The organism is Pseudomonas sp. ASL3 (assembly GCF_056680425.1).
The window spans coordinates 5332625-5346514 of the sequence record NZ_CM155281.1 but is presented as its reverse complement, the minus strand read 5'-3'; the positions used below and the strand labels follow the sequence as shown (position 1 = coordinate 5346514).

13 protein-coding genes and 1 pseudogene are annotated in these 13890 nt (G+C 58.7%); 9 read left to right on the top strand and 5 right to left on the bottom strand.

What is annotated here, in order from left to right:
* Nucleotides 1-2: 2 nt before the first annotated feature.
* The 9 genes and pseudogenes from AC1MEE_RS24490 (at nt 3) to AC1MEE_RS24450 (ending at nt 8744) form a co-directional block, all read left to right on the top strand.
* Entirely contained in the window at nt 3-1208 is a 1206-nt protein-coding gene (locus tag AC1MEE_RS24490; protein ID WP_480412087.1) for an SfnB family sulfur acquisition oxidoreductase, read from the top strand.
* On the top strand, nt 1208-2569 hold the full coding sequence (locus AC1MEE_RS24485; RefSeq protein WP_480412086.1) for an LLM class flavin-dependent oxidoreductase: 1362 nt from the start codon (nt 1208-1210) through the stop codon (nt 2567-2569). Before AC1MEE_RS24490 ends, AC1MEE_RS24485 begins: the two co-directional genes overlap by 1 nt.
* A gap of 129 nt (nt 2570-2698) precedes the next feature.
* Nucleotides 2699-3487 carry a MetQ/NlpA family ABC transporter substrate-binding protein gene (locus AC1MEE_RS24480; protein ID WP_480412085.1) on the top strand — a complete coding sequence of 263 codons (789 nt, stop codon included), beginning with the start codon at nt 2699-2701 and terminating at the stop codon, nt 3485-3487.
* Nucleotides 3488-3489: 2 nt separating this feature from the next.
* Complete coding sequence (locus AC1MEE_RS24475; protein ID WP_480412084.1) at nt 3490-4608, top strand: methionine ABC transporter ATP-binding protein; 1119 nt, start codon at nt 3490-3492, stop codon at nt 4606-4608.
* Nucleotides 4598-5242: a methionine ABC transporter permease gene (locus AC1MEE_RS24470; protein WP_480412083.1), complete on the top strand. Its 645-nt coding sequence runs from the start codon at nt 4598-4600 to the stop codon at nt 5240-5242. The genes AC1MEE_RS24475 and AC1MEE_RS24470 overlap by 11 nt, the downstream gene beginning before the upstream one ends.
* Before the next feature lie 82 nt (nt 5243-5324).
* Entirely contained in the window at nt 5325-5951 is a 627-nt protein-coding gene (locus tag AC1MEE_RS24465) for a class I SAM-dependent methyltransferase (RefSeq protein ID WP_480412082.1), read from the top strand.
* A gap of 178 nt (nt 5952-6129) precedes the next feature.
* Nucleotides 6130-7218: pseudogene (locus tag AC1MEE_RS24460) on the top strand (cache domain-containing protein); the annotation flags it as partial.
* Between the two features lie 90 nt (nt 7219-7308).
* Nucleotides 7309-8076 carry a methyl-accepting chemotaxis protein gene (locus AC1MEE_RS24455; RefSeq protein ID WP_480416330.1) on the top strand — a complete coding sequence of 256 codons (768 nt, stop codon included), beginning with the start codon at nt 7309-7311 and terminating at the stop codon, nt 8074-8076.
* Nucleotides 8077-8261: 185 nt separating this feature from the next.
* A complete protein-coding gene (locus AC1MEE_RS24450) occupies nt 8262-8744 on the top strand; it encodes a hypothetical protein (protein ID WP_480412081.1) in 483 nt (160 codons plus the stop codon).
* Nucleotides 8745-8918: 174 nt separating this feature from the next.
* Here the strand turns inward: AC1MEE_RS24450 and AC1MEE_RS24445 are convergent, their stop codons facing one another.
* From AC1MEE_RS24445 to AC1MEE_RS24425, 5 genes are all read right to left on the bottom strand, one after another.
* Complete coding sequence (locus AC1MEE_RS24445; protein WP_480412080.1) at nt 8919-9938, bottom strand: ABC transporter substrate-binding protein; 1020 nt, start codon at nt 9936-9938, stop codon at nt 8919-8921.
* A 72-nt stretch (nt 9939-10010) separates the two neighbouring features.
* A complete protein-coding gene (locus tag AC1MEE_RS24440) occupies nt 10011-10865 on the bottom strand; it encodes an ABC transporter permease (RefSeq protein ID WP_480412079.1) in 855 nt (284 codons plus the stop codon).
* A gap of 191 nt (nt 10866-11056) precedes the next feature.
* Nucleotides 11057-11935 (bottom strand): ABC transporter ATP-binding protein, encoded by an 879-nt coding sequence (locus AC1MEE_RS24435; protein ID WP_480412078.1) that lies wholly within the window; start codon nt 11933-11935, stop codon nt 11057-11059.
* A 16-nt stretch (nt 11936-11951) separates the two neighbouring features.
* Nucleotides 11952-12848: a TauD/TfdA dioxygenase family protein gene (locus AC1MEE_RS24430; RefSeq protein ID WP_480412077.1), complete on the bottom strand. Its 897-nt coding sequence runs from the start codon at nt 12846-12848 to the stop codon at nt 11952-11954.
* A gap of 230 nt (nt 12849-13078) precedes the next feature.
* Nucleotides 13079-13861, bottom strand: coding sequence for a MetQ/NlpA family ABC transporter substrate-binding protein (locus tag AC1MEE_RS24425; protein ID WP_480412076.1), 783 nt, complete (start codon nt 13859-13861; stop codon nt 13079-13081).
* Between the last annotated feature and the right edge of the window lie 29 nt (nt 13862-13890).

Sequence of the window (13890 nt, the reverse complement as noted above, 5' to 3'; positions counted from 1 at the left end):
GTATGAGCCTTTTATCTTCCCTGCGCCCAACGGCGGCAGTGATCGACAACGACGCCCAGGCCCTGCAAGTGGCCTCCGAGCTGGCTGAACAGTTCAAACGCGACAGCGCCCTGCGTGACCGCGAACGACGCCTGCCCGATGCTGAACTGGAACTGTTTTCCCGCTCCGGCCTGTGGGGCATCAGCGTGCCGAAAACCTTCGGCGGCGCCCGGGTTTCCAACGTCACGCTGGCCAAGGTCATCCAACTGATCGCCGAGGCCGATGCGTCCCTCGGGCAGATCCCGCAGAACCATTTTTATGCCCTTGAAGTGCTGCGCGTGAATGGCAGCGCTCAACAGCAAAAACGTCTGTACGCGGAGGTACTGGCCGGTCAACGCTTCGGCAACGCGCTGGCGGAACTGGGTACCAAAACCGCCCACGACCGCACCACTCGCTTGAGCCGTGACGGTGACGGTTATCGCATCGACGGCCGCAAGTTCTACTCGACCGGTGCGCTGTATGCGCAGCGCATTCCGACCTCGGTCGTGGACGATCAGGGCATGCAGCAACTGGCCTTCGTCCCGCGCGACAGCGCTGGCCTGACCGTGATCGACGACTGGAGCGGCTTCGGTCAGCGCACCACGGGCAGCGGTTCGGTGGTGTTCGACAATGTGTTTGTCAGCGCCGATGACGTGGTGCCCTTCCAGAGTGCTTTCGAACGCCCGACCACCGTGGGCCCGCTGGCGCAGATTCTCCACGCCGCCATCGACACCGGCATCGCCCGCGCCGCCTACGAAGACGCCCTGCACTTCGTCCGCACCCGCACCCGGCCATGGATAGATTCCGGCATCGAAAAAGCCGTGGACGATCCCTTGACCCTGCACAGCGTTGGCAAGCTCGGGATTCGCCTGCACGCCGCCGAAGCGCTGCTGGAACGTTCGGCTGAATTCCTGGATCGCGCTCAGGCTGACAGCAGCGCCGAAAACGTTGCCGCCGCGTCGATTGCGGTGGCCGAAGCGCGCGCCATCAGCACTGAAGTTTCCCTCGCGGCGGGCAGCACCTTGTTTGAATTGGCCGGCAGTCAGGCGACCCTGGCCGAGCATGGTCTCGACCGTCATTGGCGAAACGCCCGCGTGCATACCCTGCACGATCCGGTGCGCTGGAAATTCCACGCCATCGGCAACTACTACCTCAACGATGAAAACCCGCCGCTACGGGGGACCATCTGATGGCCAAGAAAAAAATCCTGCTCAACGCGTTCAACATGAACTGCATCGGCCATATCAACCATGGCCTGTGGACGCACCCACGGGACAACTCCACTGAGTACAAGACCCTCGAATACTGGACCGAACTGGCGCAGCTATTGGAGCGCGGTCTGTTCGATGGTTTGTTCATCGCCGACATCGTCGGCGTGTACGACGTGTATCAAAACTCGGTGGACGTGCCGCTCAGAGAGTCGATCCAACTGCCGGTCAACGACCCGTTACTGCTGGTATCGGCCATGGCGGCGGTCACCAGACATCTGGGGTTCGGCTTGACCGCCAACCTCACGTACGAGGCGCCGTACCTGTTCGCCCGACGCATGTCGACCCTCGACCACCTTAGCCGTGGCCGGGTTGGCTGGAACATCGTCACCGGTTATCTGGACAGCGCAGCCAAGGCCATGGGTCTGAACGAGCAGGTCGAACATGACCGTCGTTACGATCAGGCCGACGAGTACCTGGAGGTGCTGTACAAGCTCTGGGAAGGCAGCTGGGAAGACGACGCGGTGCTCAATGACCGCCAGCAACGGGTCTATGCCCAGCCGGAAAAAGTGCACAAGGTTCACCACAAGGGCGAGTTCTATCAGGTCGAGGGTTATCACCTCTGCGAACCCTCGCCCCAGCGCACGCCGGTGTTGTTTCAAGCGGGCAGTTCCGAGCGCGGCTTGCAGTTCGCCGGGCGCCATGCCGAGTGCGTGTTCATCAGCGGACAGAACAAGGCCGCGACCCGCGAGCAAGTGGACAAGGTTCGCGAAAGCGCCAAGGCAGCGGGGCGCAATCCCGAGGACATCAAGGTGTTCATGGGCCTGAACGTGATCGTCGCCACGACCGAGGAACTGGCGCGCGCCAAACAGCGGGAGTATCAGGAATACGCCAGCGCCGAAGCCGGTGTCGCACATTTTGCTGCCTCGACCGGGATCGACTTCGCTGAATACGAATTGGACGAGCCGATTCAATACGTGAAAAACAACGCCATCCAGTCAGCAACCAAAAACCTGAAAAACAACGACTGGACCCGCCGCCGATTGCTCGATCAACACGCACTGGGCGGGCGCTATATCACCCTGATCGGCTCACCTGAACAGATCTCCGATGAACTGGAATCCTGGATCGCCGAAACCGGCCTCGACGGCTTCAACCTGACCCGCACCGTGACCCCGGAGAGTTATGTCGACTTTATCGATCTGGTCATTCCGGAATTGCAACGCCGTGGCTCTTATAAAACCGCTTATGACAGCGGCAGTTTGCGGGAGAAGTTGTTTCGTGAGGGTACGCGGTTGCCGGAGACGCATGCAGGGTCGGGGTATCGGTATGTATCTGAATGATGCTGCGACCGCTGCGCGGTCGATCGCGGGCAAGCGCGCTCCTACAAGTAATACGCGATCCCCTTGTAGGAGCGCGCTTGCCCGCGATGACGGCCTAACTGACACCACCCATATTTCAGGAACACACCCATGACCAAAACCCTCATCACCCTGGCCCTCGCGCTTTTCACCCTCAACAGTTATGCCGACGACAAACCCCTCAAAGTCGGCACCACCGCTGCCTTTTCCATCCCGCTGGAAGCGGCCGTCGAAGAAGCTGCCAAGCAAGGCCTGAAGGTCGAGCTGGTGGAGTTCAGCGACTGGATCGCACCGAATGTGAGCCTCGCTGCCGGTGATATCGACGTGAATTATTTCCAGCACGTCCCCTTCCTGGAAAACGCCAACGCCGCAGCCGGCTTCCATCTGGTGCCTTACGCGCCTGGGATCATCAACAATGTCGGGTTGTACTCGAAGAAGTACAAAAGCTTCGATGAGCTGCCCACCGGCGCCACTGTGGCCATCGCCAACGACCCGATCAACAGCGGACGCGGCCTGCAACTGCTGGCCAAAGCCGGGCTGATCACCCTCAAACCCGGTGTCGGCTACAAGGCCACCGAAGAAGACATCACCGCCAACCCGAAAAAAATCAAACTGATTCAGGTCGAAGCCGTGCAACTGGTCCGCGCCTACGATGACGCCGATCTGGTGCAGGGCTACCCGGCCTATATCCGTCTGGCGAAGACTTTCGATGCCGGTTCTGCGTTGCTGTTCGACGGTCTGGATCACAAGGAATACGTGATCCAGTTTGTGATCAAGCCAGAGAATAAAGACGACCCGCGTCTGGCCAAATTCGTCGACATTTACCAGCACTCACCGGTTGTTCGCGCCGCCCTGGATAAAGCCCACGGCAAGCTCTACCAAGCCGGTTGGGAAAGTTGAACATGAGCGCAACCGCCCAACGCCGACTGACCCTTGAGCCGCCCAACGCGACCACGACCGCGCTGCACCCGGACTTGAACCGCGCCCATGTACGCTTCATAAACCTGGGCAAAACCTACGACAGCCAGCACGGTCCGGTGGACGCACTGCAGAACATCGATCTGGCGATCCAGCGTGGCGAGGTGTTCGGCATCATCGGCCGCAGCGGTGCCGGCAAGTCGTCGCTGATCCGCACCATCAACCGGCTAGAGCGGCCGAGCAGCGGCCGGGTATTGATCGATCAGGTGGACATCGGTGAGTTCAACGAAGACCACCTGGTGCAGCTGCGTCGACGCATCGGCATGATCTTTCAGCACTTCAATCTGATGTCGGCCAAGACCGTGTGGCAGAACGTCGAATTGCCGCTCAAGGTCGCGGGTGTACCGCGGGAACAGCGCCAACGCAAAGTCACCGAACTGCTGGAGCTGGTCGGCCTGCATGACAAGCACAAGGCCTACCCGGCGCAGCTGTCCGGCGGCCAAAAACAGCGCGTCGGGATTGCCCGCGCGTTGGTCCATGACCCGGCGATTCTGCTGTGCGACGAAGCCACCTCGGCGCTGGACCCGGAGACCACGCAATCTATCCTGGGTCTGCTGCGTGAGATCAATCAACGGCTGGGCCTGACGATCATTCTGATCACCCATGAAATGGCGGTGATCCGCGACATCTGCGACCGCGTGGTGGTCCTTGAGCAGGGTCAGGTCGTCGAGTATGGCCCGGTCTGGCAAGTGTTCGGCAACCCTCGGCACGAGGTCAGCAAAACCTTGCTGGCACCGCTGCAACACGGGTTGCCCGAGGACTTGCAAGCGCGCTTGAAACCCCAGCCGCAGCAACGGGATGCCGCGCTGGTGCTCGATCTGCATTTCACTGGTATCAGCGGCGAAGAGCCGGACCTGGCCGCGCTGTTCAATACCCTCGGCGGGCGGATCAGCCTGTTGCAGGGCGGTGTCGAGCGCATCCAGGGCCACGCGCTTGGGCATCTGGTGATCTCCGTCGCCAACTCACCCCACGGTCGCGAAGAACTTCTCAGCCGCGCCCGCACACTGGCACAACGCGCGGAGGTATTGGGTTATGTGGTTTGATCGATTGCTTCAGGGCGTCATCGATACGTTTTTGATGGTCGGTGTTTCCTCATTGATTGCCTTGCTGTTGGGCATTCCGCTGGCGGTGATTCTGGTTACCAGCAGCAAAGGCGGGATCTATCAAGCGCCGAATCTGAATCGCCTGCTCGGCGGCTTCGTCAATCTGTTCCGCTCGATTCCGTTTCTGATTCTGATGGTCGCGCTGATCCCCTTCACCCGGCTGATCGTCGGTACCACCTACGGTGTGTGGGCCGCCGTGGTGCCGCTGACCATCGCCGCGACGCCGTTCTTTGCGCGCATCGCCGAAGTCAGCCTGCGTGAGGTCGACCATGGTCTGATCGAAGCCGCACAAGCCATGGGTTGCCGGCGCTGGCACATCGTCTGGCATGTGCTGCTGCCCGAGGCGCTGCCAGGCATCGTTGGCGGGTTCACTATCACGCTGGTGACCATGATCAATTCGTCGGCCATGGCCGGCGCCATCGGTGCGGGCGGGCTGGGTGACATCGCCTATCGCTACGGTTACCAGCGCTTCGACAGTCAGGTGATGCTGACCGTGATTGTATTGCTGGTGGTGCTGGTCGCGGTGATCCAGTTTGGCGGCGATCGGCTGGCGCAAGTCTTGAACAAACGTTAAGCGCTTAAACAACCGCTGAACGATTGAACAAACCCTGAGCGGGGGTATATTCACGGCTTACCCACGCCCAGAAAGACCCGTCATGAAACTCAACCCGCAGGACCTCGCACAGATCACCGCCACCACCGTCGGCCACTACAACGAAGTGGCCGACGACTTTCGCACAGGCACCCGGGACCACGACGTCAGCCAGAACATTGCCGCACTGTTGCGGCATATCGAAGGGTCCGCGCCGTTGCAGATTCTGGATTTCGGCTGCGGTCCGGGCCGTGATTTGAAAACCTTCAGCGCCATGGGCCATATCGCGGTGGGTCTCGACGGCGCCGAACGCTTCGCCGAAATGGCCCGTACCGAAACCGGTTGCGAGGTTTTGCAGCAGAACTTCCTCGAATTGGACCTGCCCGCCGAACGGTTCGACGGCATCTTCGCCAACGCCGTGCTGTTCCATGTGCCGAGCCAGGAACTGCCACGGGTCTTGCGCGAACTGCATGGGGCGTTGAAACCACGCGGCGTACTCTTCAGCTCCAACCCACGGGGCGAGAACCAGGAAGGCTGGAACGGCGATCGCTACGGCGCGTACCACGACCTGGAAGCATGGCGCGACTTACTCAATGCCGCAGGCTTCAACGAACTCGAACACTACTACCGCCCCGCCGGCCTGCCGCGCGAGCTACAACCGTGGCTGGCGAGTGTGTGGCGTAAGGTTTGAGTCGATACTGGATTTTTTTCCCGCATGCGCTTCATTTTCCAGGCCCGCAGCCGATGCGATCACAGGAAGATAACGTTTTCGAACACATTAATTGAAAACACCGTAATGGATTTGCAGCTGCCTTTATTCCGCGAGTCATCAGCACTACGTGGCCTTACAAGAAAAATCTGGAGCGCGGATGAACATTAAACAGAAACTCACGTGGGCGTTTGCAATCATCGCCTGCTTGCCGGTTGTACTGGTCGCCACGCTGGTGGTGTTAAATCTGCGCAGCGCGGCACGGACTGATTTCGTCGATGGGAGTGCTCGCGAGATCCGCCAAGTCAACAATGCCATGCAGCTGTTCTTCGACGGTATCAGCCAGAACGTCGACTACCTGGCCACCCAGCCACTGATTAAAAACAGTGACGACAGTCTCAAGAGCTACGCCAGCGCCAACGCGACGAGCATTCCTCCGGGCGAAATGGATAAACAGGTCTTCGGGCTTCTCGAAAGCCTTGGCACCAGTCATCCGTCTTATGCCTACGCGATTCTGGGCACCAGCGCGGGTGGTTACGTTTCTTGGCCAGACGATCAGACGCTGACCAACTACGACCCGCGCCAGCGTCCCTGGTACAAGGCTGCCCTGGCCAACCCCGGCAAAGCCGTGCGGACCGACGCCTACTATTGGGCCGCCGATAACGCGACGTATGTCAGCACCGTGCACACGATCACCAACAAATTGGGCACCATCGGTGGCGTCGTCAGTATCGACGTCACACTCAAACAACTCACCGAGATCGTCAAACAGATCAAGCTCGGTGAAACCGGCTATCTGATGTTGATGGAAAACAACGGCACCGTGCTGGTCGACCCGAAGCAGACGGAGCATAACTTCAAGGCCCTCGGGAGCCTCGGCGACGGTTACGCAGACCTGGCCAAGGCCGGCAAAGGCCTGGTTGAGGTCGAGCTGAACGGCGAACGCTACATGGCCAACGTTTGGCCGTCGGAGCAGTTGGGCTGGACGTTTATCGGGCTGATCAAACAGCAAGAGGTCATGAGTTCGGCGACTCAACTGACGTGGCTGATCGCGATTATTGCGGCCGTTCTGGCGCTGATCTTCGCCGTCGTGGGAGCCAGCTTCGCCAGTCTGATTGTGCGGCCGATCCGCAGTGTCGCCAGCGGCCTGGAAGGCATCGCCCAAGGCGAAGGTGATTTGACCCAAAACCTGCAAGTCCGTGGCAGTGATGAAACCGCGCAACTGGCCAACTGGTTCAACCAATTCCTCGGCGCTATCCGCAGCCTGATCCAGAGCATCGGCCAGTCCGCGACCCATATCCTTGCGACGTCTCACAGCTCGACCCAAGTCTCCAACGACATGGCCAAAGCCGCCGAACGCCAGCGCGAAACCGTCGACATGGTCTCCACGGCATTCCACCAAATGGTCGCAACCGCCAACGAAGTCGCACGCTCTTGCAGCCAGGCCGCCGAATCGGCCGACAGCGGTCAAAACCAGGCGCGTGAAGGTCAGCAGCAGATTGATGCCGCGGTGCAAAGCGTTGACCAACTGAGCCAGGAAATCGAACAGTCAGCGCAATCGATGCAACAGCTGGAACGCGACAGCAATGACATCCAATCGATTCTCGGCACCATCCGTTCCATCGCCGAGCAGACCAACCTGCTGGCCTTGAACGCCGCTATCGAAGCCGCCCGCGCCGGTGAGCAAGGCCGCGGTTTCGCAGTGGTCGCTGATGAAGTCCGGGCTCTGGCCAAACGCACCGCTGACTCCACTGCGGAGATCGACGGCCTGCTCGGCAACCTGGCCAAACGCACCAGCCAGGTCACTCAGCGGATGCACGCCAGCATCGAAGTGTCGCAGCAGTCAGTGAGCCGCATTGGGCTGGCGCGCAGCAGTTTCGGTCAGATTCGTGAGTCGGTGGATGTGATCCGCGATATGAACACGCAAATCGCTACGGCAGCGGAAGAACAGCATCACGTGGCCGAAGACATCAACCGGCACATCAGCCAGATTCATGGCGATGCGCAATTGGTCGCCGAACTGGCCAACTCAGCCCAGCAGGACTCGCAAAGCCTGGCCGGGTTTTCGAAGGAACTGGATGGTTTGGTCAAGCGGTTCCGGACGTAATCGTTGCAGACCTGCTCTCACAACAGACCGCATCTACTGTGGGAGCAGGCTTGCCTGCGAAGGATTCAGAACGGTTTGCCTGTCCGACCGTTTATCGGCACCTGTCATTTCTGACAGTATCCGACCCCAGATAAAGGCGTTATGGTTTTTCTGTGATGACTCAATTTCACAAGGAGAAAACCAACATGGAAAGCAAAGCCGCCAACCTCATCACCAACGGGGATTTCGCCCATCAGCGACTTTCCCCTTGGACATCTGATAATGAAACAAGAATAACATTCGAAAAATATAAAGCTGGCTACAGTGCGTACTTGATTCCAGGCACTTCTATCCAGCAGATTTTCAAACTACCAACACCCACTGAACCCTTTAACTTAGGGATGAGATTCAGTGTCCGCCTTGCGCCTGATCATACGTCTGACTCGGCCTTGGCCTCACTGCTCTTTATGGGAGCAACATTGGATGGGACCTACTTCCACCCAGAGATCGTGATAGTAGGCCCGAAGTGGGAAGTGTATGGCGGCGCGGTGAAAGTAGCCGTTCCAGCGGGGGTTACTAATCTGAGTTTGACGTTCAGAAATGGAAGTAGCCCAGACTCAAAACACATCAGGCAAATCCCTGTTTCACCCATCCAACTGGCCAACATTGAAGTATTTATAACACCCTAAATTGGTCGCACAGGATTAGCGCCGATCCTGTGGAGCGGACTTGCCCGCGATAGCGGTGTGTCTGGCACACCGCGCCGTCTGGATCGCAGGCTTGCCTGCGAATGGCTTTACGCAGTGTGCCTGATACACCGCGCCATCCAGCCATCCAGCCATCCAGCTATCAGCTATCAGCTATCAGCTACCCGGCGTCCCATGCACCTCTTCAAAGAAGTAGTCCTTCCAGCTGTCGGCCTTGTTTTTCAGCACACCAAGCGCCTGCAGTTTGCTGGCGTAGAGGTAGGTGCGCTGGGGGGTGATGGTGAAGTCGATTTCCGGGTCGGCGACGATTTTTTCGACGAGGGCCAGTGGCAGTTTCGATTGCTCTACGCGGACGTAGATCTGGGCGGCGGCGGGTTTGTCGGCCTTGATGATTTGCTCGGCTTCAGCCAGGGCGTCATAGAAGGCTTTGTAGGTCTTGGGGTTTTCGTCGTGGAATTTCTGGGTGGTGTAGAGCACGTTGAACGTGGCCTGACCGCCAAGTACGTCGTAGGAACTCAGCACTTTATGCACCTTGGGGTTTTCCAGCTCCTGATACTGGAAAGGCGGGCTGGAGAAGTGCGAGTTGATTTCCGAACCGCCCGCGATCAACGCGGCAGTGGCGTCCGGGTGCGGCAGGCTGACGGAGATGTCGTCGAATTTCTTGAAGTTGGCGTCGCCGAACTGCTTGGCGGTTTCGATCTGCAAGGTGCGCGACTGGAAACCAACGCCAGCGGCAGGCACAGCGATGCGGTCCTTGTCGCTGAAGTCTTTCAGGGCTTTCACGTCCGGGTTGTTGGTCAACAGGTAGTTGGGCATCGAGCCGAGGGAGGCGATGGCTTTTACGTTCTGCTTGCCTTTGGTCCGATCCCAAAGAACCAGCATCGGCGGTAAGCCCGCCGACACTACGTCGAGGGCGCCAGCCAGTAGCGCTTCGTTCATCGCGGTGGAACCGGAGATGCTGTTCCAGTCCACTTTGATATCCAGGCCCTGCTGTTTGCCGTGCTTCTCGATCAACTGCTGATCGCGCACCACATCGAGAATCAGATAACCGATCCCGAATTGCTGGGCGATGCTAATTTTGCCTTCTGCTTGCGCGCTGCTGCTCAGTAATGCACCCAGTAAGCCGAACGCCGCAGCGAGTGTTGTCAGCGCCGGACGCTGGAAAAGAGTGGCCATAAAATCCTCACGATAAATAAGAAGGTGATGAAAAGGCGACACGTCCGGTGGTCCGGTCCATATAGCGTGTGGTTAGCGCTGCATGCCCCAGCGTTTTACGGTCAGGCGTTCGATGTTGTTGAACAGCAGGTTCTCTACCAGCAAGCCGATCAGAATCACGGCGGCCAATCCGGCAAATACCTTGTCGGTGTACAGCTCGTTTCGGTTCTGGAATATGTACCAGCCCAACCCGCCCTTCCCCGACGACGCACCAAACACCAGCTCTGCCGCGATCAACGTGCGCCAGGCGAACGCCCAACCGATTTTCAGCCCGGCCAGAATCGACGGCAGCGCAGCCGGAATCAGGATGTACCAGACGAAGCGCAGGCCCTTGAGCCCGTAATTGCGCCCTGCCATGCGCTGGGTTTCAGACACCGCGAGAAAGCCGGCGTAGGTGTTCAGCGCCAGCGCCCACAACACCGAATGCACCAGCACGAAAATCAGGCTGTTTTCACCCAGGCCGAACCACAGCAACGACAGCGGCAACAGCGCAATCGCCGGCAACGGGTTGAACATCGCGGTCAGGGTGCTGAGCAGATCACGACCCAATTGCGTCGAGACTGCCAACGTCGTCAGACCGAACGCGAGGACGATGCCGATCAGGTAGCCTTTGACCAACACAGTCAGGGAGATCCACACCTTGCCCAGCAATTCACCGCTGGCGATGCCGTCAGTAAATGCCGCCGCGGTCTGCAAAAAACTCGGCAGCAACAGGTCATTGTTTTGCAGGCGCGCGGCCAGTTCCCAGATCACCGCCAGGGCAATCAGAATCACGCTCTTGCGCACCCAGCTCAGTTGCCAGATACGCTGCGCCAGCGGGATGTCACGGGCCAGATCCTCTTGGGTGAAAGGCTCCAGGGTGACTTCGTATTCCGGTCGGATGGTCATGGTTGAATTCTCTTGAGTTTAGTGCCCCGTGACGATCAATTTGGGCGAAACACCGATCCACTGTGGGAGCGAATTCATTCGCGAATTTGCCGGCACATCCAACATCATCGGTGCCTGACACAACGCCTTCGCGAATGAATTCGCTCCCACAGGACTGCGGTGTGTCAGAAGTAGATCGCGGTTCTGTATTTTCAATACGCGATGCGTATGTCCTGAAAACTCAGCTCACGGTCGACCACTTCGGTCTCGCCCTCATCGAACAACAGGTGATGAATGCGCTGGGCTGAGCGCTGAAAATCGACGCCGCCGAGGCTGTTCAGGTCGTATTGATGACTGTTGATTTCCGCACGAACCCGACCCGGATGCGGCGACAACAGCAAAATCCGGTTGCCGACCACCAGCGCTTCTTCGATGGAGTGGGTGACAAACAACAAGGTGAAGCGCACCTCTTCCCACAGCTCCAGCAGCTCTTCCTGCATCTTGCGTCGCGTCAGCGCATCGAGGGCAGCAAAGGGCTCGTCCATCAGCAGAATTTTCGGTTGCATAGCCAAGGCACGGGCAATCGCCACCCGCGCTTTCATGCCACCGGACAAGGTGTGCGGATAGGCATCGGCGAAGGCGCTCAGGCCGACTTTGTCCAGGTAATAACGCGCCCGCTCTTCAGCCTCACGGCGCTTGAGGGTGCGTGATGCCACCAGCGGAAAAATCACGTTCTGGATCACGGTTTTCCACGGCGGCAGCTGGTCGAACTCCTGGAACACCACGATCCGGTCCGGGCCGGGCTCTTTGATCTGCACGCCCGCCAGGCGAATCTGTCCTTCACTGGGCTGAATAAATCCGGCGACAGCCTTGAGCAGCGTGGATTTTCCGCACCCCGAAGGGCCGAGCAACACGAAGCGATCTGCCGGGTCGATTTCAAAACTCACTTGATGGGTCGCCCGCACCACCCGTTCAGGGGTGCGGTATTCCAGGCTCACGCCCTGGACCTGCAACAAGGGTTCGGCGGTCGGTTGATTGACCTGTTGCACGGTCGAGCTGCTAGCCGTGTGGCTTTGCAAAACAGCATTCATGAAACAGCTCCCCTGATCAGAACGGCGCATCACCTTGAATGGTGGTGCGGTACAGCTTGCGGCGCAGTTCAGCCGGGCAACCGGCGGCCAGATGGATCAGCGAACGGTTATCCCAGAACACCAGATCATGGGGCTGCCATTGATGGCGATAGACATGCTCCGGGCTCACGCTGTGCGCGTAAATTTCGTCCAGCAGCTGACGGCTTTCGTCGTCCGGCAGGCCGACGATGCGGGTGGTGAAGCCTTCGCTGACGAAGAGTGCCTTGCGCCCGGTTTCCGGATGGGTACGCACGATCGGGTGAGTCACTTCGGCGACTTGCGCGAGCTGCTCGGGCGTCAGGGTCGGGCGCCAGTTGGCGGCGTTTTTGCCTTCGTTGTAGCGCGCGGTGTAGGAGTGCACCGCCGAGCGCCCTTCTACGGCATCGCGCAGGGCTTGCGGCAAGGTGTCCCAAGCGAGGTGCAGATTGGCGAACAGCGTGTCGCCGCCTTCACTGGGCAGCTCTTGAGCGTGCAGCATCGAGCCCAGGCTCGGCAGTTCCTTGTAGGACAAGTCCGAGTGCCAATACTTGCCGGCATCGCCCAGACCGACCGGCTGACCGTCTTCGATGATGTTCGAAACGATGAGGATTTCCGGGTGATTGGCCAGGAGGAATTGCTTGAGCACGTGGATTTGCAAGATGCCGAAACGTCGGCTGAAATCGATCTGCTGCTGCGGGGTGATGTGCTGGTCGCGGAACACCACGACGTGGAAATCCAGGTGCGCCTGATGGACACGAGCGAAGTCTGCGTCATTGAGTGGCCGGGACAAATCCAGGCCGACGATTTCCGCGCCCACTTTTCCGGCGAAGGGACGTACGTCAAACGCCTGGCTGGCTGCATTTACAAATGAGGAAGCTAGGGAAGCTGCGGGCATGAGAACTCCGACTCCAAGTGTGCTTGGCAATAAGAGTCAGAACTTTATAGGTATAAGAAACTTAATTTAAATATCGTTAAGGCATATGTATATCGCTGAACACACTCAACAGCGGGGACAGATTGATTTTCGATGAAGCGCTGAAAATAAATCAGTCCCCTCACGACCATAAAAAACGCCGACGCTAATGAAAGCCGCCGGCGTAAAAAACATTAACGCTTGAAATCAGATCAGAACGCCGGCAGTACCGCGCCGTCGTACTTCTTGGCAATGAACGCTTTGACTTCAGGGCTGGTCAGCGCCTTGGCCAACTTCTGGATCGCGTCGCTGTGGGCGTTGTCAGGACGAGCCACGAGGAAGTTCACGTAAGGCGAATCGGCGCCTTCGAGAATCAACGCATCCTTTTTAGGATTGAGTTTGGCTTCCAGCGCGTAGTTGGTGTTGATCATGTCCAGATCGACCTGGTTGTAAGCGCGCGCCAGCATGGCCGACTCCAGCTCCTTGAATTTCAGGTGCTTGGGGTTGGTCTTCACATCTTTAGGCGTCGCCAGTGCGTCAGTCGGATCGTTCAGAGTGATCAGACCGGCTTTTTGCAGCAGCAGCAATGCACGACCGGCGTTGCTGCCTTCGTTAGGGATGGCAACGGTTGCGCCGTCTGGCAATTCAGCCAGGGTTTTGTACTTGGACGAGTAGCCACCGAACGGTTCGACGTGAACGCCGACCACGGTCACCAGGTTAGCGCTCTTGCCTTTGTTGAAGCCTTCCAGGTACGGCTTGGTCTGGAAGTAGTTGGCATCAAGCTTCTTCTGGAAAACCTGCAGGTTCGGCTGCACATAGTCGTTGAAGACTTTGATTTCCAGGTCCACACCTTCTTTGGCCAGCTCTGGCTTGATCAGCTCCAGAATCTCGGCGTGAGGAACAGGCGTGGCGCCGACGACCAGTTTTTCACCGGCGTGAGCCAGGCCAATCGAAAGTGCGGCCGCGAGGGCAGTCAACAACAAGGTCTTTTTCATGCGGAGTCCTTAGCGAAAATCGCGGTCGT

Bases quoted from the DNA above. Each gene is read 5' to 3' on its own strand.
- AC1MEE_RS24455 (WP_480416330.1), top strand. From the start codon at position 7,309: ATGGCCAAAGCCGCCGAACGCCAGCGCGAAACCGTCGACATGGTCTCC.
- AC1MEE_RS24490 (WP_480412087.1), top strand. From the start codon at position 3: ATGAGCCTTTTATCTTCCCTGCGCCCAACGGCGGCAGTGATCGACAAC.
- AC1MEE_RS24440 (WP_480412079.1), bottom strand. From the start codon at position 10,865: ATGACCATCCGACCGGAATACGAAGTCACCCTGGAGCCTTTCACCCAA.
- AC1MEE_RS24425 (WP_480412076.1), bottom strand. From the start codon at position 13,861: ATGAAAAAGACCTTGTTGTTGACTGCCCTCGCGGCCGCACTTTCGATT.
- AC1MEE_RS24480 (WP_480412085.1), top strand. From the start codon at position 2,699: ATGACCAAAACCCTCATCACCCTGGCCCTCGCGCTTTTCACCCTCAAC.
- AC1MEE_RS24450 (WP_480412081.1), top strand. From the start codon at position 8,262: ATGGAAAGCAAAGCCGCCAACCTCATCACCAACGGGGATTTCGCCCAT.
- AC1MEE_RS24435 (WP_480412078.1), bottom strand. From the start codon at position 11,935: ATGAATGCTGTTTTGCAAAGCCACACGGCTAGCAGCTCGACCGTGCAA.
- AC1MEE_RS24485 (WP_480412086.1), top strand. From the start codon at position 1,208: ATGGCCAAGAAAAAAATCCTGCTCAACGCGTTCAACATGAACTGCATC.
- AC1MEE_RS24445 (WP_480412080.1), bottom strand. From the start codon at position 9,938: ATGGCCACTCTTTTCCAGCGTCCGGCGCTGACAACACTCGCTGCGGCG.
- AC1MEE_RS24465 (WP_480412082.1), top strand. From the start codon at position 5,325: ATGAAACTCAACCCGCAGGACCTCGCACAGATCACCGCCACCACCGTC.
- AC1MEE_RS24430 (WP_480412077.1), bottom strand. From the start codon at position 12,848: ATGCCCGCAGCTTCCCTAGCTTCCTCATTTGTAAATGCAGCCAGCCAG.
- AC1MEE_RS24475 (WP_480412084.1), top strand. From the start codon at position 3,490: ATGAGCGCAACCGCCCAACGCCGACTGACCCTTGAGCCGCCCAACGCG.
- AC1MEE_RS24470 (WP_480412083.1), top strand. From the start codon at position 4,598: ATGTGGTTTGATCGATTGCTTCAGGGCGTCATCGATACGTTTTTGATG.